Genomic DNA, 22,489 nt, shown 5'->3' with positions numbered 1-22,489 from the left:
TGTCACGTTTTTCAGAACAATATGATTCATGTATAATGAATAACATAAACAAATTTTTAAAGGAGGACAATATAATGAGTTGGTTACATATTGCGGTTATATTACCGTTAATATTTGCACTCATTATTCCAATCCTATATCGATTCGTACCACGTATCCATTTAGGATGGTTTGTATTACCTGTCCCTATCGTCTTATTTATTTATTTTTTAACCTACATACCAATTACGACGTCAGGTAATACGATAATGAGAACTTTAAACTGGATGCCTCATATCGGAATGAACTTTGACCTTTATATAGATGGCTTAGGTTTATTGTTTAGCTTATTAATTACAGGGATTGGTAGTTTAGTCGTACTTTATTCGATTGGATACTTAAGTAAGCAAGAACAACTTGGAAACTTTTACTGTTATTTATTATTATTTATGGGTGCGATGTTAGGTGTTGTCATCTCAGATAATATGATTATGTTGTACTTATTCTGGGAGCTAACGTCTTTTTCCAGTTTCTTACTGATTTCCTTTTGGAGAACACGTCAAGCTTCCATTTATGGTGCACAAAAATCACTAATCATTACAGTATTTGGCGGCTTATCTTTACTCGGTGGTTTTATTCTATTAGGTATTGCTGGAAATAGTTTTAGTATTAAGCAATTATTTGAAAATACCATTGAAATTCAAAATAGCCCAATATTTAATCTTGCGATGGTTTTAGTTTTAATTGGAGCTTTCACCAAATCTGCACAGGTACCTTTTTATATTTGGTTACCAGATGCTATGGAGGCGCCAACACCAGTAAGTGCTTACTTACATTCTGCAACCATGGTTAAAGCAGGATTATATCTAGTGGCGCGTATGACACCATTGTTTGCTGTATCTCAAGGTTGGATTTGGACCGTGACACTCGTCGGTCTAATCACTCTATTTTGGGCTTCTTTAAATGCAACTAAACAAACTGATTTAAAGGGTATTCTTGCATTTTCAACCGTCTCTCAGTTAGGCATGATTATGTCAATGCTGGGTATTGGCGCAGTGAGCTATCATTTCGAAGGCGCTGATAGCCAGCTCTATATTGCAGCTTATACTGCAGCAATGTTCCATTTAATTAATCATGCGACATTTAAAGGTGCTTTATTTATGGTGACGGGAGCGATTGATCACGAAACTGGTACGCGTGATATCAATAAACTAGGTGGTTTATTGACTATCATGCCGATGACCTTTACGCTTACGATTATTTCAGCATTAAGTATGGCAGGCATTCCACCGTTTAATGGTTTCTTGTCAAAAGAATCATTTATAGATGCTATGCTTTCGGTAACACATGCAAATATTTTTAGCTTAAACACATTAGGTATGATTTTCCCAATCATGGCTATTGCTGGAAGTATCTTTACCTTTGTCTACGCTATTAAATTTGTCATGCACATCTTTTTTGGCAAACATCGTCCAGATCGTTTGCCAAAACAAGCACATGAAGCACCAATTCTCATGCTTGTGTCACCTACTATTTTAGCGATTCTAGTGATTGCCCTTGGTTTATTCCCTGGATGGACATCACAAGCACTTGTTGCACCTGCAGCACAAGCAATCAGTCAGTCATCAAATGTAGTAGCAGAATTTGAACTATTTCACGGTCTGACCCTAGCGTTCATCTCTACGTTAGTGATTTATGCTTTAGGAATTGTCTTTATTTTAACGTTTACTTACTGGGTTAAACTATTGCAAGCTCACCCTCAACGGCTAACGTTCAATTATTGGTATAATCGTTCGGGCATGCTTTTACCTAACTATTCTAAGGCAATGACAAGTAGTTATGTAGATGGTTTCTCACGTAATCATTTAGTTATTATCTTCAGTGCTTTATTAGTCATCACTATCGCTACACTGTCAAGTGTGCCTTTCCACTTTGACTTTAAAGACGTAAATCGTATTAGAATCTTTGAAGCAGCTATTATTGTATTGCTTGTTGTTGCTGCGTTTATGGTCGTCTTAGCTAAGTCTAGACTCTTTAGTATTATCATGTTGAGTGTCATTGGCTATGCCGTATCGGTACTATTTGTCTTCTTTAAAGCACCTGATTTAGCTTTAACTCAATTTGTTGTTGAGTCAATCTCAACTGCATTATTTTTACTATGTTTCTATTATTTGCCTAACTTAAACCGTTATAACGAGACGCGATCATTTAAAGTAACGAATGCTTTGATATCTGCTGGCGTAGGACTTGTTGTTATCATTTTAGGTTTGATTGCCTATGGTAATCGCCATTTCACTTCAATAGCTGAGTACTATAAAGCGCATGTGTATGATCTAGCTCATGGTAAAAACATGGTCAACGTCATCCTCGTCGATTTCCGTGGTATGGACACTTTATTTGAATCGTCTGTACTTGGTATTGCAGGTTTAGGCGTATATACAATGATTAAATTAAAAAACAAGCATAAAGCCAATTCAAGTGAGGTGAAGCGTTATGAACAGACAGAAAAATAATTTAATGTTACAGTATGCTGCTGTCATTATCGCTTTGTTAATTTCACTTTTTGCTGTCACATTATTTTTAGCAGGTCATTATACACCTGGTGGTGGCTTTGTCGGTGGTTTATTAATCTCAAGCGCTTTAGTAATTATCACCATTGCTTTTGATATCAAAACAATGCGTCGTATCTTCCCTTGGGATTTTAAAATTTTGATTGGTATAGGTCTTGTCTTTTGTGTAACAACACCTATTGCAAGTTGGTTATATGGCGAAAATTTCTTTACACATACTGAATTTAATGTTCCCTTACCATTGCTTGCACCTATGCATATGAATACGCCCATGTTCTTTGACTTTGGTGTGTTATGTGCCGTAGTTGGTACCGTAATGACGATTATTATAACGATTGGAGAGAATGACTAATGGAAATTATCATGATTATTGTTTGTGGCATATTAACTGCCATCAGTGTCTATCTCATCTTATCTAAAAGTCTTATTCGCATTATTATGGGAACAACAATTATCACACATGCCTCAAATCTCTTTTTAATCACAATGGGTGGTTTAAAAAATGGTGAAATGCCTATTTATGAAAAAGGTATCTCTCATTATGTTGACCCTATACCACATGCCTTAATTTTAACTGCGATTGTCATCGCCTTTGCAACAACAGCCTTTTTCTTAGTACTTGCATTTCGCAGTTATAAAGAATTAGGCACTGATAATGTCGAACGTATGAAAGGAGCTCCTGAAGATGCTAGAAAGTAATTTATTAGTGGTAGCCATTATCGTGCCGATGATTACAGCGATTATACTAGTATTCTTAGGTAAGCGTCCTGTTATCAAACGTTATGTGGCTCTTATTGGATGTGTGTTAACGTTAGTAGCTGCGATTGTTAACTTTAATCATGTGGCACAACATGGTCCAATTAAAGTTGAACTCGGCTCATGGTCGGCACCATATGGCATTGTTTTTACTTTAGATTTATTTAGTGCCATGTTAATCATTACCAGCATTGTAATTACAATGCTAATTATTTCATTTTCAATTCCTACATCTGGCATACATAGAGAAACGTATTATTATTACTTCTCTATTATGTTTATGTTGACTGGTATTATAGGCGCATTTACTACCGGAGATATTTTTAACTTATTTGTCTTTTTCGAAGTATTTTTAATGTCTTCTTATTGCTTACTCGTGCTCGGTAGTACGCAAGTTCAATTGAGAGAAACGGTTAAATATTTACTCATTAACGTTGTATCTTCTACATTTTTCGTTATCGCAGTAGCAATTCTTTATTCTATTGTGGGAACGTTAAATATGGCAGATATCAGTCAAAAACTAGCACAACTATCAAACACTGAAAGCGGATTAGTTAGCATTGTCTTTATTTTATTCTTCTTTGTTTTTGCAACAAAGGCTGGTGCCTTTCCAATGTATGTATGGTTACCTGGTTCATATTATGCACCTCCATTTGCTATTATTGCTTTTTTTGGTGCATTGTTAACTAAAGTCGGCGTATACGCGATTGCTAGAACTTTGAGTTTATTTTTCCAAGATACCGTTGGCTTCTCACACTATCTTGTCTTATTCTTTGCATTACTAACAATTATATTTGGCTGTGTAGGTGCGATTGCATTTAATGATACGAAAAAGATCATTATTTACAATATTATGATTGCTATAGGCGTGATTTTGGTGGGTGTTGCCTTAATGACACAAACTGGTATGATGGGCGCAATATATTACACTTTACATGATATGTTGGTCAAAACTGCCCTGTTTTTATTAATTGGAGTAATGTATCAAATCACTAAAACTACAGATTTAAATCAATTTGGTGGTTTAATAAAGTCTTATCCTGTTTTAGGATGGACATTCTTTATAGCCGCACTTAGTCTAGCGGGTATACCACCATTAAGTGGTTTTTATGGTAAGTTATTAATTGTAAAGTCTACATTTGAAGAAGGTTTCTATATCAGTGGTATCGTTGTATTACTATCAAGTTTAGTCGTATTATATTCCGTTATGCGTATTTTCTTAAAAGGATTCTTCGGTGAGGCATATGGCTATAACATAGCATCAAATCAACAAATTACCACGATTACAATCATTTCAATTGTTGCTGTTACCATTACAGTTGTTTTTGGACTATCGGCAGAGGTACTTTATCCTTATGTTAAGGAAGCTGCAATGACTTATACAGATCCTAGTATTTATATTAAAAGTGTATTGGGGGGTAAATGATGATTGCATTTCAATTTATTGTTAATTTGATTCTTTCTGTTATCTGGCTTTTATTAACTGGTAGCTATACCCTCAATAATTTCGTCCTTGGATTAATTCTTGGTGCCCTATTCGTATTTTTATTTTCAAAAGTATTACCGCAACATTTTTATTTATATCGCGTATATAAAATTATAAAATTAGCCGTAGTCTTTTTGATTGAATTAATTAAAGCAAATATTGATGTATTAAAGATCATTTTACGGCCTAAAATCAATAATCATCCTGGATTCTTTGTATATAACACAGACTTAAAAACAGATTGGCAAATCGTCTTATTATCTAACCTTATTACGTTGACACCAGGAACTGTCGTCCTTGGTATTAGTGACGACCGCACTAAAATCTATATTCATGCCATTGACTTTAGTACTAAAGAAGAAGAAGTCGCTAGTATTAAATCATCATTGGAAAAAGTAGTTAGAGAGGTGGGGAACGAATGATTCATGTCATTATGATGATTGCTTTAATCATTGTTGCGTTATCAATGATTGCAATGTTTATTAGGGTCATTTTAGGCCCCTCTCTCGCTGATAGAATTGTTGCACTAGATGCGATTGGCCTGCAATTAATGGCCTGCATCGCACTTTACAGTATTTTTATGGGGGCAGAGTATTTATTAGTAGCAATTTTACTCGTTGCCATACTTGCATTTTTAGGTACAGCTGTATTTAGTAAATTTATTGATAAAGGTAAGGTGATTGACCGTGATAACGACGATCATCAATAGTATCGCTGTAATATTTGTTATTTTAGGTGCATTGATAAGTGCATTTGCAGCCATTGGCATTATTCGTCTCGAAGATGTTTACTCACGCGCACATGCTGCGGGTAAAGCAGCAACACTTGGTGCCATGTTCTTACTATTTGGTACGTTTTTATATTTTTACGCCACGAAAGGTTATCCAAATATGCAACTACTATTAGGTATTATCTTTGTCTTTATAACTGGTCCCCTTTCAAGTCATATGATTATGAAGGCAGCTTATAATATTAAAACGCCATACACTAAGAACACTAAAATAGATGAAATTAACGATGATTTAAAAGATAAAAAATTATAACGTTAGGGAGCGGAACTACGAATTCATAATGAATTCTGTTCCGTTCCCTTTTTTGTTGCATTTATTGTGTTAAACATGCTATTATAAATCGTAACTATTACGTTTTATAATAGAAAGTAGTGATTATATGCATTGGACAATTATTGGTGGCGGTCTTCAAGGAACCACAATTGCTATTAAGTTAAGACATCATGGCTTACCACTTGAAAATTTAACGATTATTGACCCATATGCTTCATTATGTGAACAGTTTAATCAATTTAGCCAGCGTATTCGCATGCCTTTTTTAAGGTCTCCGTTTGTACACCATTGTCATCCAAATCCATTTCATTTAAAACAATTTGCGAAATACCATCAGTATACGGGCGCGACTTATGGTAAATACAAACGTCCTCAACGTGACATGTTTATGGATCATACACATCAACAAATTCATGATTACAATCTTAATATGTCCCATCGCCAAGGCAAGGTTAGTCACATACGTAAACAGCAATCACAATGGCAGCTTGAACTACAAGATGGCACACTTTTTAATACAGATTGTGTGGTATTAGCCAATGGTTGCAATCATCAGCCGTACATTCCTGACATCTTTCAACAGCAACCAGATATCACACATATTTTTCAAACTAATATCGACGAAACAATTTATCAGCATACCGCTCATGTTGTCGGTAGTGGTATTTCTGCTGCACATTTAACATTAAAATTAATTGATTTACAGCCAAATAATACGATTCATTTATGGATGAATAAGCAATTTGAAATACATGATTTTGACGCTGATCCTGGATGGCTCGGTCCTAAAAATATGAACCGGTTCTTACAAATTGAATCATCACATAAACGTATGGCTATCATAAACCAAGAACGACATAAGGGTTCATTACCACATGAATTATATTTACGCCTTAAAAAATATGTATCTGAAGGTCGACTTATCATCCATCAGTCACCTATTAAACACATATCGGATCATCATTGTTATACGGAACAGGAGCAGCATCCATATAACCATATTTTATTAGCTACTGGTTTTAAGCCTACTTTGCTTCAACAGCCTATGGTTAAAAACTTGATTCAACAAGAACAAGCACCTATAACCATGAGTGGATTCCCTCAAATAACTTCAGAATTAGAGTGGTTACCACAATTATTTGTTGCTGGTGGATTAGCAGATTTAGAATTAGGCCCATTCGCTAGAAACATTATGGGTGGGCGTGATGCCGCAGAACGCATATATCAGGCATATCAACGTCTAACTCAAAAACCCTATAAAAGAGGAAGCGCATAATAACGCTTCCTCTTTTATAGGGGAAATTTTGTTACTTTATTGACTTGATTGCGATTGTACCACGCATAACACTAATAAGTTGTGCTTTGTCATCTGTAATTTTAATATCCCAAACTTGTGTTGTACTACCTTGGTGCAATATTGTAGCCGTGGCATAGACATAACCATCACGTGTAGATTTCATATGATTGGCATTCATCTCTAAACCAAGTGGAATGAATTTTTGGTTATCAATTAAATTAGCCGCACCAAGTGAACAGGCTGTTTCACCAAGTGCTAGACTTGCGCCTCCATGTAAATATCCAAAAGGTTGTTTCACTTTATCACTCACTGGCATAGACAATACAACCTTGCCCTCTTGTTCGGACTCAATCTTCATATCCAATGTTTCTAATAAATTAGTCATATGAGACACTCCGTTTTTGTTTTATAATACCATAGCTGCAATTGTTCCAAAAATAATGAGCGGCACATTATAAAAGATAAAGTTTGGAATACATGTATCTCGTATATGATCGTGCTGTCCATCAATATCTAATCCTGCTGTAGGCCCCAGTGTTGAATCACTCGCAGGTGAACCCGAATCACCTAATGCAGCAGCGGTACCTACTAAAGCAATTAATGCCATCGTATCCAATCCAAGAGAAGCACCTAATGGAATAAATAACGTAGCAATGATTGGAATTGTTGCAAACGATGAACCAATACCTAATGTGACAATTAAGCCAATGACATACATGATGATGATGCTTAATAACTTATGTCCACTTGTCACTTGTGTTAAGTTACTTACCAAGTGTTGGATATCTCCAGTTTCATTCATCACACCCGCAAAGCCATTCGCTGACAAGATAACTACACCTATAAATGACATAATTTTAATACCTTCAACAAATTGACTATCTAACTCTGTCCATTTATAAACACGAGAAATGAAGAATACAAGCACCCCTGCAAGCGCACCAAAAATCATTGAATCTGTAAATGTTTGAACTAAAAATGTTGCTAAAATAGCTACAACAGTTACTCCTAAGACATATGGTTTAATTTCAGTATTGCCTGCTTCGTTATCTGTATATGATTCACGCTTATAATCTCTGGGTTTACGATAGTAAATCATACCTAGTATCAAGCCAGCAATATAGCCCATTGAAGGTATTAACATCGCTTTCCAAATCATATTAAATTCAATAGGATGATGTGCTTTTGAAAATCCGCTTTGAATAATTTGGTGGAAGATTTGACCAAAACCATAAGGTAATAATACGTATGGCCAACATAATCCAAAGCCAATGACTAAACCAATCAAACGTCGATCTATGCGCAAGTCATTAAATAAACTTAATAATGGTGGTATCACAATTGGAATAAAAGCGATATGAACTGGAATTAAGTTCTGGCTCATAATACTCATCGCTAAAAGTGCCACTATAATAATGACTTTAACCTTAATTCTTGACAATCGACTATTCTCTGAGTGGATTGCACGTATAATCTTATTAACTAAATAATCGGTAATACCACTATAAGAAATTAAAGCAGCAAAACCACCTAATAAAGCATAACTCAAAGCGACCTCTGCACCATCTACAATATTTTTAGCGAAGACCGCCACCACTTTATTTAAAGTCATACCTGAAATCAATCCACCAACAAGTGCACTAATAAAAAGACTAATGACTACATTAAGTCGACATAAACATAAAACAATCATTAGCACTACTGCAATAACAACTGCATTAATCATAAAAAACACATCCTTTATCACTCTACCGAACTAAAGCGTTTTTGTATGACGTTTATAATAGCAGTTCAAATTACAGCTGTCAATATAAAGTTGCAAAAAAATGGTTAAAAAAAGAGCAGGACAGTATTCATTATGAATTCGTAGTCCTGCCCCGGCAAGGTTGACTAGGATTGAAAAAAGCTTGGCATCACGCGTATTTTCAATCCAGTCAACTACTGCCAATATATGGAGTTCATAGCCTAAAACATAATGATGTCCCCAGATCATTTATAACTTGAAATAGTTGACTTCAGGAACTATGTTCCACTATGAATCTTTATGTTAATTGTTGTAACCACTTTACAATTGTTGGTATTAAATACCCTGTTGCACCTTTTGGACCATTATAGTTCTTATGAGCGATGGTAGCTGGACCCGCAATATCAAAATGTAAATGCGGCACACTTCCGCTAAAATGACTGATGAAAGCAGCTGCAAATAAAGCTTTACCTTGGCCATTCGTGTGATTGACTAAATCGGCAACATCTGACTGACGAATTAAACGTTGCTCTGTCGCAGTCATAGGTAGTTCAAATACATATTCTTCGTACTGTTGTGCAACGGTTAAAATTTCTTTTAGTTGATCATCTGCTTGTGAATTAAATACAGCAGCCTTATCTTCTCCTAAAGCAGCAATTGCTGCACCTGTTAACGTTGCAAAATCAAGAATGGCACTTGGCTGAAATTGACTCGCGTAAAAGACCGCATCTCCTAATACTAATCGACCTTCTGCATCACTATTGAGTACTTCAACTGTTTCACCACTAAGTGCCGTATAGATATCATCCGGCTTCATAGAGCTGTCGCTAATCATATTTTCAGCTGCCGCAATAATACCGACGACATTTATTGGCAGTTGTAAGCGTTCAATGGCATGCAACATGCCTACTACATTCGCTGCACCACACATATCAAATTTCATTGTTTGCATGCCTGCCTTTGACTTAATGCTATATCCTCCTGAATCATAGGTAATACCCTTACCTACAAGCATAATAGGTGCTTGCTCCTCATTTGTACCTTGATATGTCAATGTAATCAGTTGCGGTTCATGTGCAGAACCCTTGCCTACTGCGTGTAACAAACCAAAGCCTTCTGACAACAATTGTGTGCCATTTTTTATATCAATCTGAACAGCACGATCTTCAAAATGTTGTGTAATTTCATCGGCAAAAACTTTAGGCGTTAACAAATTAGGTGGCATATAACTGAAGTCACGTGCAACATTCACGCCTTCACCGACAATAACACCTTGCTCTAGGGTATGCTGTATCTCATCATCTATCTTATTCAAATAAATGGTTAAATGATATGGTACACGTTTATTTGATTTGTAATGATCAAATTGATAAATCGCTCGTGCACTTTGTAGTCCGAGCAATGTCGCGCAGTGTTGCTTGGACATTGTTTTAGATTGAAATGTCTCAAATAGTAGCTCGGCTTCTGCAATCATTTCTTTACGTAAATATTGAAATAATTGACCAAATCCACATAAATAATCAGCTGAAGTTAACGTTTTTAAATTACCTAAGCCAACTGTGATTAATCTTACTAGACGTTGATTAATATATAATGCTGTTGAAGAAATATGTCCTACATTAGCACTAATAATATGCTGATGCTTATAGCTCTCCAATAAACCTGTCAAATCGAGACCATCATAATAAATTGGCTCTAATTGATTCAGATGTGATGGTAATCCTATGATTAAAGTGTCCTTGGTACCTTGTTGTTGATTGAAAATTAATTGAACCATAGTATCATTCCTTTTATATAATTATTTAATTTTAAAATTTTCCTTATAAATTTAACTATATCATTTATAAATCATAACATAGTACCAATTAGGTATATCAATCATGTTAATATGTTGATTTAGGCACTAAAAAACCCCTTGCTCAATGCAAGAGGCTAAACGGTAGGTCAAAGTGTCCTATTAACTTTTTTTATGTTAATCGTCAGTCCATTATCTTAGAATTTACCTTTTTTGAATGCTAAACCTACGCCACCGATTTTGAATATTGCACGTGTATCGATCACTTTTTTCATGAAAGCAGCTTTTTTACCTGCAATGTCTCTACCGTATACAATACCAACACCATCATGTGAACCTAAAGAACATACTGTTCCGCGGTCAACATATTCAAAGTCAACTGTAGCTTCACCATTTAAGATATGTTTAATGTTTTTAGCCACGTGCTCTCCTTGTTGCATAGCAATTTGAGCAGTTGTTGGTAATGGGCGTTCTTCACCAGCTGGAATAAACGCAGATACATCACCAATCACAAAGATATCATCATGACCTTCGATAGTTAAATCTTGTTTGTTCACGATACGCCCACGTTTAACACCTTCAAATGATGCTTCCATTAATTGACTACCACGTACACCTGCAGCCCAAACTGAAGTACCCGCTTCTAATTGTTGTTCTTGATCATTGATTTTAACTACAAAACCTTTTTCGTTACAAGCAACGATTGGTGTAGCGATTTTAAATTCAACGCCGCGATCTTCTAAATACTTAACTGCGTAGTTAACTAACTCGTCTGAGAACATTGGTAACATTTTTGGTGCAGCTTCAACGCAAGTAATTCTAACCTTTTCTTGGTTTACACCATACTTATTACATAATTCAGGAATGCGGTCAGTTAATTCACCTAAAAATTCAATACCGGTGAATCCAGCGCCACCTACTAAAATAGCTAAGTCATTATCATTTTTCTCTTTTGAAGCTGCATAGTTGGCAAATTTATCTTCAATATGACGAGATAAATGACGGGCAGTATCAACATTTTCAATTTGGAAAGCATAGTCTTTCATACCGTTGATACCAAATGTTTCAGTTTCAAAGCCTAATGCAACAACTAAAATATCGTAGTTAAAAATACCGCTATCTGTTTCTACTTTTTTCGCATTGCGGTCAATTTTAGTCACTTCAGCATTGACGAAGTTTACTTTGTCTTTTTTAAGTACGCTTTCAACTGGATATATTAAATCTTCGTAGCTAATAGTCCCAGCTGACGCTTCATGTAACCACGTTGATTCATAGTGATATTTATTTTTATTCACCAATGTAATTTCTGCTTCTTCAGCTGAAACATGCTTTTGTAATTTTGTTACAGTTTGTAATCCAGCATAACCTGCACCTAATACAAGTATTTTTTTTCGTTCTTGAGCCATTACTATTCACCTAAGCTTTCATTTGATTTAATTTCTACGTAGTCTAAAGTATGTGACAATAATACAATTCATAAGTTAATTCAATATGAATGTGTTGCAAAAAACAATTTATAGACTTTATACATACGTATCAATGTCTTTTTATAATCTTGATCAAGTCATTTGAGTTCACAAAAAAGACAAAATCTTCAATCCATGTTTAATTCTATAGTTTTTAGCTTACATTTTCAAGCGAATATAGGTTTAAAGTAAAAGTTGTTAATAGTTTGTTATTTTTTAACCATTAGTTATGAAAGTAGCAATGGCTTTCTTGTTGAAGCATATTTAGTAACGTCTCGGCGTCTATAGCTTCATATAAGTTTGTTAAACCATGTTGTTTAACATTCCCTTGTAATATCAATATCGCCGTCCAATATAATGTCAAAGCAGTTACATCATTCCAATCTTGTGACCACCGTATTGAAATTGTCTTGTTATCATTTAACAGCAAACTAATGCATGTAAATGGCTCATGGCGATTGGCATCAACTTCAAATTCATTGCGTAATATAGTGATGGCACTAGTGATATCATGTTGATCAAAGTGATATTTCGCTTGTGCCATTTTATAGATAATACTGTCGTCTTTAAAAGCATTAAAGAAATGTGCTTCGTTAATCGTTGTTTGCTTAATATAATTTATAAAGTGTTGGTTAATAATAGGAATGCAATGATATGGTGGTGCGTCTGACTCAAGCTGACGTGTTGTCATCAAATAATTTGTAGGCGTTAACTCTCCTTGTACTAAATACATTTGATTGTATGCATAAGGTGGATTAGATGTTGTCATCATTTCAAGGACAGCGGATTTAGATAGATGTCCTGTGCCTGAAAAATACATTTCTAAGGATTTTACTTCATTACGGCAATATGTATAATCAAGTAGGACTTCCGTTAATCCTGGGTTAACACCTGCAAATTGAATGGCATTAAGCTTTGCTCTACTTAGCTGGCTATGCAATTCTGCTTCATTGTTTGCCCACTGAATGTCTCCAGAAGCATCGATATAGTGCGTGTGATATGTGAAACAATATCGTAATAATTGTCTGATTGCCTTTCCAGTGCAATTTATAATCAAATCACATCGACGTATCAATGATATGATTTCATCCTCACGCTCTAAATGAACGGTTGTAAATGTAACATGTTGTGGTAACTCATGTTGAGGTCGTAGTTGTCTAGAAGTAATAATAACGTTGATATTCTGGTGGTTTGCTAATAATGTCGCAAGCTTATACCCTATTACACCATTGCCTCCGATAATACCAATACATTGTACCATTTATAATTTCCAACCTTCCGATTCACTTTTAATAGCTAAAAAGTCTTGATACATACCTGCTTCATTTGCAAGTGTATCATGCTGACCAAGTTGACAGATTTCTCCTTGTTGTAACACCACGATTTGGTCTGCATTTTTAATTGTTCCTAATTTGTGTGCAATCGTAATAACCGTTTTCCCTTTGCTCAGTTCATCAATCGCTTGTTGAATCAGATGTTCATTTTCAGGATCAATACTCGCTGTTGCTTCATCAAGAATAATGATAGGTGCATCTTTTAGAATGGCTCTGGCAATAGAGATGCGTTGTTTTTCACCACCTGAAAGATTATTTCCTTTTTCGTTGACAACGGTTTGATAGCCTTGAGGTAAAGACATGATAAAATCATGACAACAGGCCTGTTTCGCTGCTTCAACCACTTCTTCTTGTGTCGCATGAGGTTTCCCAAATAAAATATTGTTTTCGATAGTATCATTAAACAAGTAAACTTTTTGAAAAACTGCACTAATATGTGACATCAATGTGCTTAGTGTCATATCTCTAATATCTACGTCACCAATACGTATACTACCTTCATCGACATCGTAAAATCTTAACAACAAATGACACAGTGTTGACTTACCACTTCCAGATGGTCCAATAATCGCTGTTGACGTTTGTGCATCAATGTTAAATGTCACATCTTTAATGACGGATTGTTGCTCATAGGCAAAGCTTACATGATCAAAGGCTATATTATAGTTGGTAATATTTTGGTTCGTTGCAGTTTCATTGAGCTCTGGAGCCGTTTTTATCTCGGCGATATCATCCAGTGTCACATCAATAATTTCTAACACATGTGCTGCATTATTAATATGCTCTACACTATCAAAGATGACAAATGAAAATATAGCCATCATAATGAGCATCGGTAGTTCAATTGTATGGTTAAAATATAATAAAGTTGCGACAAGCACAATAAGTACTGAAACAATTTTTAAACTTAATAAGTGAAGTAAATTAAACGGTGTATATTGCAGTTCTATTTTAGAATTTGTACGCTTACTATCGTCAACAGCACGATTGAAGCTATTTAAACTCGTATCTTCTTTAGAAAAAGCTTTAATAACTTGAATACCTCTTACAACTTCTAACACCTTCTCAACAAGCTGATTTTGTGCATAGTGATATTTCGGTGCATTACGATGACTTATTTTTTCTAAGATATAAATACTCAGTAATGATAGCAAGACACCGCAAAGTGCAACCAACGCAACCTGCCATGAGACAACGGCTAATGATAGAATAAGTACCGTGATTAGGATATATCCATTCACCACTATATCAACCATTTTCATGGCATAGTTTTCTAAAAATGTTAAATCTGAAGTTACGGTTGTTGAGAGCTCATTCGAATGATTACGCTCAAAATATCCTAAACGCACATTTTTTAATTTTTCACCAATGGTTAATCTCTCTGTAGCACTCATTTCGTAGGCAATACTCTCTTGTAACCTATTTTTCGCATACGCAGTGATGAAACGTGCCAACACTAATACAATCATGACACCAAGTACCAAAAATATTTCATTACTTTCAATATCTTGATGTGTTAACATGCGATTAAACACATTGGCAGCTAAGAAGATAGGCATTGCAATAAAAATTGCATTCAGAAATGACATGACAAATCCTAAAATCATTCGAGCTTTGAAGGGTGCAGTCCATTTTAAAATTTTATTGGTTATTTGAAACATCGGAATCCTCCTTATCGTCTATCACTACGACGTGACGCCCCAGTCTTTAACACCTCTATGAATCGTCCACATTTTGTGATATGTACCTTGATTTTTAAGCAACGCTTCATGTGTACCTTGCTCAGCAATACGATGTTGATCTAACACTATGATTTGATCTGCTTGTTTAATCGTTGATAAACGATGTGCAATCACAATTAACGTTTTATTGTGTGTTAATGCATTTAAAGCACTTTGAATCTTTTGTTCATTGTCTGGATCTACATAAGCTGTTGCTTCATCTAGAACGATGATAGGTGCATCTTTCAAAATCATACGTGCAATCGTCACACGTTGTTTTTCTCCACCTGATAATTTATCACCAACAGCACCCACATATGTATCATAGCCTTGAGGTAACTGTTGAATAAAATCATGACATTGTGCTTGTTTAGCAGCAGCAATAACATCTTGATCTGATGCTTCAGGACGTCCTAATTTAATATTTTCTTTAAAGGTTAAGTTTAATAAAAAGTTATCTTGACCAACAAAACCGACTAAATCATTCAATTGTTTAGGGCTGATATTTTTAATGTTGGCATCTCCTATTAAAATGTCACCACGGGTTACATCCCAAAATCTCAATAATAATTTAGCAATCGTGGATTTCCCAGTTCCAGAAGGACCAACTATAGCGGTAAAGGTCTGGCTAGGAATTGTAAAGTTTAAGTGATCAAAAACAAGGTCTTCACTTTCACCTGTATAAGAAAAACCGACATCATTAAACGTAATATTGGTATTTTTAGGCTGTTGAAATTGTTCGGGTTGACTTAATTCTTCTAAATCTAAAATTGTTTGTACTTCAGAAATTGCATATTGAATCGACATTAATTGATTCACATAATTAGTGAAGTTCTTAATTGGTGCAACGACACCTAAAGATAACACTAAACATAAGAAAAATGATGCTTGATCTAATTGATGTATGGCCACCAGATACATCCCCATAGGTAAGACCCCTAAAAAGGTTGATGGTAAGATGCTGGCACCTAAATTCATATAACCCCATGTTTGTTTAAACCAATTTAATGTATGTGTCTTATAATCATTGACGGCATCTTTATATTTTTGATAAGACTTTTGCGATTGATTAAATGTCTTAATTACCTCAATACCTTCGATATATTCTACAATTGAACTATTCATATAATTATTTGATGCCATTTGTGCAGCATACGTATCATTAAAGCCAGACATTAACTTTTTAAATGCAAAAAATGATATCGGAATTGTAATGAGCATTGCACATGCCATCCGCCAATCAATGACAATCATACAAACAAAAATCGCGAGTGATAATAATAAGTTGCCAATGACTTCAGGAATAATATGTGCTAGAGGTAATTCGATTGTTTCAACTTTGTCTACCATAATGCTCTTAAGTTCACCGATTTTTTTCGCTTCCACAACACCGAGTGGTAATCGCATAAGTTTCTGTGCCAATCGTTTTCTAATTGTTGACAATATGTCATAAGCTGTTACATGGGACAGCATGGTAGAACAACCGAAAAAGATAACTTGTAATACATAGGCTAAAAGCGCTATGCCAATGTAAAATAATACGTTGTGTATTTCTTTATGCCCAGCTACCACATACAGAATAATTCGATAGACTGCCCAATATGGAACTAAACCTGAAAACACACTCAAGATGGATAACAAGACCGATAACACAATTTTTCCTTTACTATCTTTACCGAAATTCAATAAAGATGTGAACCAATGTGAGCGATTTGTCATGTTTGTTACTCCTTTCTTTTACCTCATGATACTTGGAAATATGATGCCAATTTATCATGACCTGCATGATCTAATGGATAATGATCTATGACTTGTCCAGCTGCAAAATGCATGACATAACTGCATAATTCTAAAATTAAAGCATAATCATGCGTGATAATAAAAACGCGCTTACCTTGTGCATGGACCGTCTGAATATTCTGTGCGACTTGCTTCATGTGATATAAATCTAAACCTGACGTTGGCTCATCAAAAATAATAAAATCTTTATTGCTGATAAGCGCGGTCGCTATTGCAACACGTTGCTTTTCACCACCAGACAATGAGCGTGGATGCGCCTCTTTTTTAGCCAATAAATTCATGTGTTTCAAAATAGCATTAACATGTGTTTCTTCTATATCTTGATTGAGTAGTTTCATTTCTTGGTCAACACTTTCTGTAAACAATTGTGTGTTGACATCTTGAAATACCATATAGCTATGCTTTAATAATTGTTTCCTTTTTGCATGACATTGTTGCCATGAGACACTTCCTTTGAATCCCTTTGCTAAACCACAAAAACAACGTGCAAAGGTGGACTTTCCACTACCATTATCACCAATTATGGCAATCATTTCATGTTCAGGTATGCTGAAATCTGCAATATTTAGTTGTTTAGTTTGTCTCCATTTGTTGTAACCATAGCTGAAATCTTTAATGTGTATTGACGGTTGATTATCGTTATGAGGCATATCGTTTTTTACTGGACAGGCTTGATATCTTAATCCCATTGTTTCATACTGTTGTTGTTCGAGCGCACGAAAATCATTCACCGTAAAACACTGTTGCAATTGTCCGCTATCGATATAATAGATATTGTCAGCCAAATCAAGCGCATAATCGAGACGATGATCTATAATGATTACCGTCGTCCCTTGTTGCTTCAAATAACGTATCATCTGCTGAAGCTTTTTAATACTATACATATCTAAATTGGAAGAAGGCTCATCCAAGACGACGATTTCTGGCTTACTAATTAGCACGGAAGCACATGCAATCATCTGCTTTTCGCCTCCAGACAACTCAAAGATATTCCGCTGTAATAAATGTGTTAACTCAAAATAATCCATGGTTTGTTCAATTTTCTGCATGATTGTAGCTGGTGGAACACCTTGATTTTCCAGGTTAAAAGCCAGTTCACTGGTTGTATCCACGTTATAGAATTGTGTTTTAGGATTTTGAAATACGCTGCCTACCATGGTCGAAATTTCATACATGGATAATTCAGCCATCGATTGTTGATTAAGATAAATGTCTCCCCCAATATCACCCGTTTGAACCTTTGGTATTAAGCCATTAATCAATTTTGCTATGGTTGATTTACCGCTGCCTGACTTCCCACAAAATATAGCAACTTCACCTTGTTTGATTTCTAAAGATAACTGCTTTAGTGCTGGATGTGTTGCTTCAGCATAAGTAAAAGATACGTTGTCAAATTTAATCATCAACTTAATTTCTCCTTATAATAATTCACCCACAATGCCAACATAACAATAAAGAACACCATATCTAACCACTTAAATTTGACTGTACATATATTTGTCCTTGCGTGTGGTGCATCGATGCCACGTGTCATTGCAGCAAAGGATAAATCATTGCCAATTTGTACGACTGATATAATCAGTGGAATGAGACGATACTCTAAATTTTTAAAAATATGTCGTCTTAACGTAATACCGCGCATTTTCATGGCATGATTAATATTCCTATACTCTTCTGAAATCGTTGGAAAAAAGCGAAAAATAACAGTGATTGGAATAATAACGTTGCGTGGCATTTTTATTTTTTCCATAGCGGCTATAAATTCGCTCACTTTAGTTGAATATAATGTAAAATAACCTACAATGAAACCAGGCAACATATTCATAAATATGCCTACGCAAGCCAACAAGATAAACTGCAGCATACCATGTGTATACGGCACAACATAAGCTTGTAAAAGCATCAGTATCACGAACAACATTGTAAACTTTAAAAAAGCTAAGTATTTATATATAGAAAGTAACAAGCTCAATGAACATAACGTAATCATAATACGTAAGATACTTTGTGAACTACCACTTGAAATAAGAATAGTGCTCACAGTAATTGTCAGTAAAATCTTAGTTCGAGGGTCTAATTGTGCTAACCGTGTTCTATCATCTTTAAATAAAGAACTTATTTTACTCACATAAGCCCCGCCTTTTTAAAATGTTTACTAAACATTTTCTTACCTAACCAAGCACCTAAGAGCCCACCAACGATTGTTAAAACAAACATAATTGGTAACGTCCATAATGGCGTTATAGATGCTAATGTTTGCACATATTCATGCCCATAAGATTGTTCTAACTCTTTAAAATACGCCTCTCTAGCTAAAAACATACGCAACACAAAGCCCATCATCCATAATGAAAAGACCGCATAACCCCATGCAATATTATTCCAAGCTTTGTAATCACCTTGTTTCATAATCAAATCACCAAGCAATCCACAAATCAATCCAGCTGGAATCATAATTAGTCCACTTCCCATGATGGTAAAAGCTAGCCCTAATATAAATCCAGTTAGTGTTAACATTCCAAATTTTTCAATTTTCATCACATATAAAATAAACGGTATACCACAAACGATTGGACAAATTAATCCTAAAAATGGAATTAAAAACGGTATATAACCTAGCATAAAAGTAACAAAAAAGACGACCAAATAAATGGCTGTAAAAATACCTACTGTAATTAAATCTTTAACGTTTAACTGTTTCATAAAAATGACTCCTTTACTAATGAGCTATTAAATTTGCTATTGCTGTGGCATTATCTTTATCTTCTACGCAATCGTAATGATTACCTGGAATATTTTTTTGTTCAAAATTACCTATGCAATATTGTTCCCATTGATCATTATCTTGTGCTGGCAATAAAGAACTATTTTCTTTTTGTTGCGCATTTAAATACGTAACATCCCCAATGTAAGTCGTGGGCACCATATGTGCGGATTCCCAACTTGCCATTTGAACTTGATAAGAAGACATTAAAAATGCTTCATTAATAGTTTCTCCATTTGTTTCCTCTATTACATTCGCATAAATCTTAAATCGTTCATCAAATGTTTTGCGTTCAAAAAAATGTTTTAATTGTGTAACTAATTGATCTGATTCCCCATATTTATTTTCCAGGAAATCTAATAAATGATATTGTTTGTCTTGTTCTATGTTGCTATACATTTCTTTAATACTCTGAGTTAATTTATTGTATTCAATATCAGGAATGACATCAGAGATTGTTATAAAATGATTTTGTATATATGCCATTTCTGACACGATGTCATCTATTTGAGATATAGGTGATATCGATGTATCAATTAACGTCACATGTTCTACGTCAATGCCTTGTAGTGTTAAAATATTAGCAGTTTCTAACGCCACCAATCCGCCCGAACAATATCCTACAAGATGAATCGATTCATAATCCGTTTCACTAATCATTTCAGCATAGGATTCACTAATTTTTTTAACAAGATTTTGACGATTGATATGACAATATTGCTCTTGATTGTTAATGGTAATTCCTGCCAGTGCATCGCGATCAATAGCTTTTAAATCATCGATTAAATAACGCAAACAATTCATCGTTCCTAAACCAGCATGAAATAGTATTTTTAGTGTCGTACCTTCCTTTTTAAAGAATGTCAACTTCCCGATTGATTGATTACTTTCCGACTCCTTCACATTTTCTACTTCAGCAATTTTGGTATTAATTGCATTGAATAGCATATTAATCGTGGGTTCGGCTAATAATTTTCGTAATAAACCATCAAAATTGATGATTTCATAATCATGTGATTTACACGATTCAACCACTTGAGTAGAAAGTCGTGCTAATACTAGTGAATCCGCACCAAAGTTATAAAAATTGTCATCATAAGATAGTGAATTGACTTGTAATATCGACTGACAATGGTCGATGATTTCTTGCTTTAAAGATTCGGGTACTAAATCTGCTTGAACATCAGATGTTTTATTATCTATTTGTTTGACGTCTTGCTGTTGTGACATGATTTGCTGATACGCACTTGTTTTTCTTTCAGTGTCATACCAAAAGCTAAGTGCCTTAGTTAAACTTTCACTAGTTGTATAATTCATGAGCATGTGTTCTAAATCCATAATAAACCTATTGATAAATGCTTCTTTAAAAATACCTTGTCTCGTATCAATATTAACGTTTAACTTACCGTTAATTTCCATGATTTGACAATCCATAAACACTTGTGGCGATTGACTTAAGCCTTCATCCCCAATTTTCAAATGCTCAAAGTGCATATCTCCAGTCCCTAATGAACTTGTAAAAACAATAGGATACAGACGATTTGAATTTGTTTTTCTAATCTCTCTAATTAAATCAACACCGGTAAAAGTGTTATGCTGTAAGTCCTCTAATAGTGTAGCTTGAATCTTTGAAGCGTTTTCCAAAAACGAACTATTTTCATCAACATTGATTGATAATAAGTTCGTAGAGGTGAAATCACCGACAATATGATCAATATCTTTATATGTTTCATTACGGTTCATCGTCGTTAAATTGACTACAAATGTCTGTTGATCGATCCACTTATTGACAACACAAGCAAATGCGGTTAGTACAAATGTATTTGGCGTTAATCCATGCTGTTGTGCAAATGTTTTTAAATTTAACCATGACTGACGATTGACTACAAATGAATTTCTTACAAATAAATCTTTGGCATTATCAATAGTAATTGGTAATTGTGGATATTGTCCTAAATGTGGCAACTTATTTAACCAATATTGCTGATCAACCAAATATTTAGAGCTTGCCTTAGTTAATTCGCTTTGCATATATATATCTTTTAGCTCGTAGTCTTGAGATGTATCAATAACGTCATTTTCATTAAAATAGGCACTTTCAAACGCTTTAAGTAATATCCAAATACTTGTCCAATCTAAAATTAAAAAATCAAACGATAGGTGCAGTATGGATTGCTCATGTCGTTGCGTAATACCTATATCAAATAATGGCCATGTTGCTGGATCATATTGTTTATCTTGAAGTTGTTCTCGTATTAAATGACTGTCACCATTTTCATTATTTACTAATAATTTATAATCTAAGTCACCTGACAATATCGTTTGTGTCTCCCATGAGTCAATAATCGTCCTCAAAGCTTGATGTTTCTTTATGAGTTTATTCCATAATTGATTAGCTCGCTCTATGTCTAATTTAGGAAATTTGACTTCAAAATAGACATGACTTGATACATCTCCAAATTTGCTTTGTTGCCCTATTAGATAGGCACTTTGAATGTCTTTTAAGGGAAAGCGTGTTGCACTTTGATAATAATTAACGTCACTATGTTTTAATAAAAGCTTTAAAATATCCTGTTTGTTTTGCTTCAAAAATGCTAATATTTTTTCATTTATTTTTGCATTTTTACTTTTATAATGTAATTGACCGTCTTTCGTCCACAGCGTTATACCTTGCTTATATAACTCAATGAGTTGCTGCTCTAAATTCACCTTT

At 34.7% G+C, this 22,489-nt stretch carries 19 protein-coding genes; 8 read left to right on the top strand and 11 right to left on the bottom strand.

Features of this window, described 5'->3' with window-relative positions:
* Nucleotides 1-74 precede the first annotated feature (74 nt).
* The 8 genes from HMPREF3267_RS10070 (at nt 75) to HMPREF3267_RS10035 (ending at nt 7,131) form a co-directional block, all read left to right on the top strand.
* On the top strand, nt 75-2,492 hold the full coding sequence (locus HMPREF3267_RS10070; RefSeq protein WP_062078774.1) for a Na+/H+ antiporter subunit A: 2,418 nt from the start codon (nt 75-77) through the stop codon (nt 2,490-2,492).
* A complete protein-coding gene (locus HMPREF3267_RS10065; RefSeq protein ID WP_002459551.1) occupies nt 2,473-2,901 on the top strand; it encodes a Na(+)/H(+) antiporter subunit B in 429 nt (142 codons plus the stop codon). Before HMPREF3267_RS10070 ends, HMPREF3267_RS10065 begins: the two co-directional genes overlap by 20 nt.
* Nucleotides 2,901-3,248, top strand: coding sequence for a Na+/H+ antiporter Mnh1 subunit C (gene mnhC1 / locus HMPREF3267_RS10060; protein ID WP_002459552.1), 348 nt, complete (start codon nt 2,901-2,903; stop codon nt 3,246-3,248). Before HMPREF3267_RS10065 ends, mnhC1 begins: the two co-directional genes overlap by 1 nt.
* Nucleotides 3,235-4,731, top strand: a complete 1,497-nt coding sequence (locus tag HMPREF3267_RS10055) for a Na+/H+ antiporter subunit D (protein WP_002478448.1) — start codon at nt 3,235-3,237, stop codon at nt 4,729-4,731. The genes mnhC1 and HMPREF3267_RS10055 overlap by 14 nt, the downstream gene beginning before the upstream one ends.
* A gap of 2 nt (nt 4,732-4,733) precedes the next feature.
* Nucleotides 4,734-5,213 carry a Na+/H+ antiporter subunit E gene (locus HMPREF3267_RS10050; RefSeq protein WP_037543131.1) on the top strand — a complete coding sequence of 160 codons (480 nt, stop codon included), beginning with the start codon at nt 4,734-4,736 and terminating at the stop codon, nt 5,211-5,213.
* On the top strand, nt 5,210-5,500 hold the full coding sequence (locus HMPREF3267_RS10045; RefSeq protein ID WP_002478450.1) for a Na(+)/H(+) antiporter subunit F1: 291 nt from the start codon (nt 5,210-5,212) through the stop codon (nt 5,498-5,500). The genes HMPREF3267_RS10050 and HMPREF3267_RS10045 overlap by 4 nt, the downstream gene beginning before the upstream one ends.
* A complete protein-coding gene (gene mnhG1, locus HMPREF3267_RS10040; RefSeq protein WP_002478451.1) occupies nt 5,478-5,834 on the top strand; it encodes a Na+/H+ antiporter Mnh1 subunit G in 357 nt (118 codons plus the stop codon). The genes HMPREF3267_RS10045 and mnhG1 overlap by 23 nt, the downstream gene beginning before the upstream one ends.
* Nucleotides 5,835-5,961: 127 nt before the next feature.
* Nucleotides 5,962-7,131: an NAD(P)-binding domain-containing protein gene (locus tag HMPREF3267_RS10035; RefSeq protein WP_062078772.1), complete on the top strand. Its 1,170-nt coding sequence runs from the start codon at nt 5,962-5,964 to the stop codon at nt 7,129-7,131.
* A gap of 31 nt (nt 7,132-7,162) precedes the next feature.
* On the opposite strand, the gene HMPREF3267_RS10030 is transcribed toward HMPREF3267_RS10035, so the two are convergent.
* The 11 genes from HMPREF3267_RS10030 to HMPREF3267_RS09980 all read right to left on the bottom strand — a co-directional run bounded on the left by HMPREF3267_RS10030 (nt 7,163) and on the right by HMPREF3267_RS09980 (nt 22,485).
* Nucleotides 7,163-7,537 carry a PaaI family thioesterase gene (locus HMPREF3267_RS10030; protein WP_062078770.1) on the bottom strand — a complete coding sequence of 125 codons (375 nt, stop codon included), beginning with the start codon at nt 7,535-7,537 and terminating at the stop codon, nt 7,163-7,165.
* A 21-nt stretch (nt 7,538-7,558) separates the two neighbouring features.
* Nucleotides 7,559-8,878, bottom strand: a complete 1,320-nt coding sequence (locus HMPREF3267_RS10025; RefSeq protein ID WP_002478453.1) for a Na+/H+ antiporter family protein — start codon at nt 8,876-8,878, stop codon at nt 7,559-7,561.
* A 316-nt stretch (nt 8,879-9,194) separates the two neighbouring features.
* Nucleotides 9,195-10,673, bottom strand: coding sequence for a M17 family metallopeptidase (locus HMPREF3267_RS10020; protein WP_037544628.1), 1,479 nt, complete (start codon nt 10,671-10,673; stop codon nt 9,195-9,197).
* Between the two features lie 215 nt (nt 10,674-10,888).
* The gene (locus tag HMPREF3267_RS10015; RefSeq protein WP_002459561.1) at nt 10,889-12,097 is read right to left on the bottom strand and encodes an NAD(P)/FAD-dependent oxidoreductase; all 1,209 of its coding nucleotides are present in this window, start codon (nt 12,095-12,097) and stop codon (nt 10,889-10,891) included.
* A gap of 283 nt (nt 12,098-12,380) precedes the next feature.
* Nucleotides 12,381-13,418, bottom strand: coding sequence for a saccharopine dehydrogenase NADP-binding domain-containing protein (locus HMPREF3267_RS10010; RefSeq protein ID WP_062078768.1), 1,038 nt, complete (start codon nt 13,416-13,418; stop codon nt 12,381-12,383).
* Complete coding sequence (locus tag HMPREF3267_RS10005; RefSeq protein ID WP_062078767.1) at nt 13,419-15,152, bottom strand: ABC transporter ATP-binding protein; 1,734 nt, start codon at nt 15,150-15,152, stop codon at nt 13,419-13,421.
* Between the two features lie 24 nt (nt 15,153-15,176).
* Entirely contained in the window at nt 15,177-16,931 is a 1,755-nt protein-coding gene (locus HMPREF3267_RS10000; protein ID WP_070823853.1) for an ABC transporter ATP-binding protein, read from the bottom strand.
* A gap of 23 nt (nt 16,932-16,954) precedes the next feature.
* Nucleotides 16,955-18,415 carry an ABC transporter ATP-binding protein gene (locus HMPREF3267_RS09995; RefSeq protein WP_062078765.1) on the bottom strand — a complete coding sequence of 487 codons (1,461 nt, stop codon included), beginning with the start codon at nt 18,413-18,415 and terminating at the stop codon, nt 16,955-16,957.
* Nucleotides 18,415-19,140: an energy-coupling factor transporter transmembrane component T gene (locus HMPREF3267_RS09990; protein ID WP_062078763.1), complete on the bottom strand. Its 726-nt coding sequence runs from the start codon at nt 19,138-19,140 to the stop codon at nt 18,415-18,417. The genes HMPREF3267_RS09995 and HMPREF3267_RS09990 overlap by 1 nt, the downstream gene beginning before the upstream one ends.
* Entirely contained in the window at nt 19,137-19,715 is a 579-nt protein-coding gene (locus HMPREF3267_RS09985) for an MptD family putative ECF transporter S component (RefSeq protein WP_002491936.1), read from the bottom strand. The genes HMPREF3267_RS09990 and HMPREF3267_RS09985 overlap by 4 nt, the downstream gene beginning before the upstream one ends.
* 16 nt (nt 19,716-19,731) lie before the next feature.
* Nucleotides 19,732-22,485: a condensation domain-containing protein gene (locus HMPREF3267_RS09980; protein WP_062078761.1), complete on the bottom strand. Its 2,754-nt coding sequence runs from the start codon at nt 22,483-22,485 to the stop codon at nt 19,732-19,734.
* Nucleotides 22,486-22,489 lie beyond the last annotated feature (4 nt).

Source organism: Staphylococcus sp. HMSC62D11 (assembly GCF_001839145.1).
Taxonomy (GTDB): Bacteria; Bacillota; Bacilli; order Staphylococcales; family Staphylococcaceae; genus Staphylococcus; species Staphylococcus lugdunensis.
This window is presented reverse-complemented; position numbering and strand designations above follow the sequence as displayed.

Excerpts from the sequence above, each read along its gene's own strand:
- HMPREF3267_RS10020 (WP_037544628.1), bottom strand. The coding sequence starts at position 10,673 with ATGGTTCAATTAATTTTCAATCAACAACAAGGTACCAAGGACACTTTA.
- HMPREF3267_RS10070 (WP_062078774.1), top strand. The coding sequence starts at position 75 with ATGAGTTGGTTACATATTGCGGTTATATTACCGTTAATATTTGCACTC.
- HMPREF3267_RS09995 (WP_062078765.1), bottom strand. The coding sequence starts at position 18,415 with ATGATTAAATTTGACAACGTATCTTTTACTTATGCTGAAGCAACACAT.
- HMPREF3267_RS10045 (WP_002478450.1), top strand. The coding sequence starts at position 5,210 with ATGATTCATGTCATTATGATGATTGCTTTAATCATTGTTGCGTTATCA.
- HMPREF3267_RS10000 (WP_070823853.1), bottom strand. The coding sequence starts at position 16,931 with ATGACAAATCGCTCACATTGGTTCACATCTTTATTGAATTTCGGTAAA.
- HMPREF3267_RS10030 (WP_062078770.1), bottom strand. The coding sequence starts at position 7,537 with ATGACTAATTTATTAGAAACATTGGATATGAAGATTGAGTCCGAACAA.
- HMPREF3267_RS10010 (WP_062078768.1), bottom strand. The coding sequence starts at position 13,418 with ATGGTACAATGTATTGGTATTATCGGAGGCAATGGTGTAATAGGGTAT.
- HMPREF3267_RS10025 (WP_002478453.1), bottom strand. The coding sequence starts at position 8,878 with ATGATTAATGCAGTTGTTATTGCAGTAGTGCTAATGATTGTTTTATGT.
- HMPREF3267_RS10035 (WP_062078772.1), top strand. The coding sequence starts at position 5,962 with ATGCATTGGACAATTATTGGTGGCGGTCTTCAAGGAACCACAATTGCT.
- mnhC1 (WP_002459552.1), top strand. The coding sequence starts at position 2,901 with ATGGAAATTATCATGATTATTGTTTGTGGCATATTAACTGCCATCAGT.
- HMPREF3267_RS10065 (WP_002459551.1), top strand. The coding sequence starts at position 2,473 with ATGAACAGACAGAAAAATAATTTAATGTTACAGTATGCTGCTGTCATT.
- HMPREF3267_RS10055 (WP_002478448.1), top strand. The coding sequence starts at position 3,235 with ATGCTAGAAAGTAATTTATTAGTGGTAGCCATTATCGTGCCGATGATT.
- HMPREF3267_RS09985 (WP_002491936.1), bottom strand. The coding sequence starts at position 19,715 with ATGAAACAGTTAAACGTTAAAGATTTAATTACAGTAGGTATTTTTACA.
- HMPREF3267_RS10015 (WP_002459561.1), bottom strand. The coding sequence starts at position 12,097 with ATGGCTCAAGAACGAAAAAAAATACTTGTATTAGGTGCAGGTTATGCT.
- HMPREF3267_RS10005 (WP_062078767.1), bottom strand. The coding sequence starts at position 15,152 with ATGTTTCAAATAACCAATAAAATTTTAAAATGGACTGCACCCTTCAAA.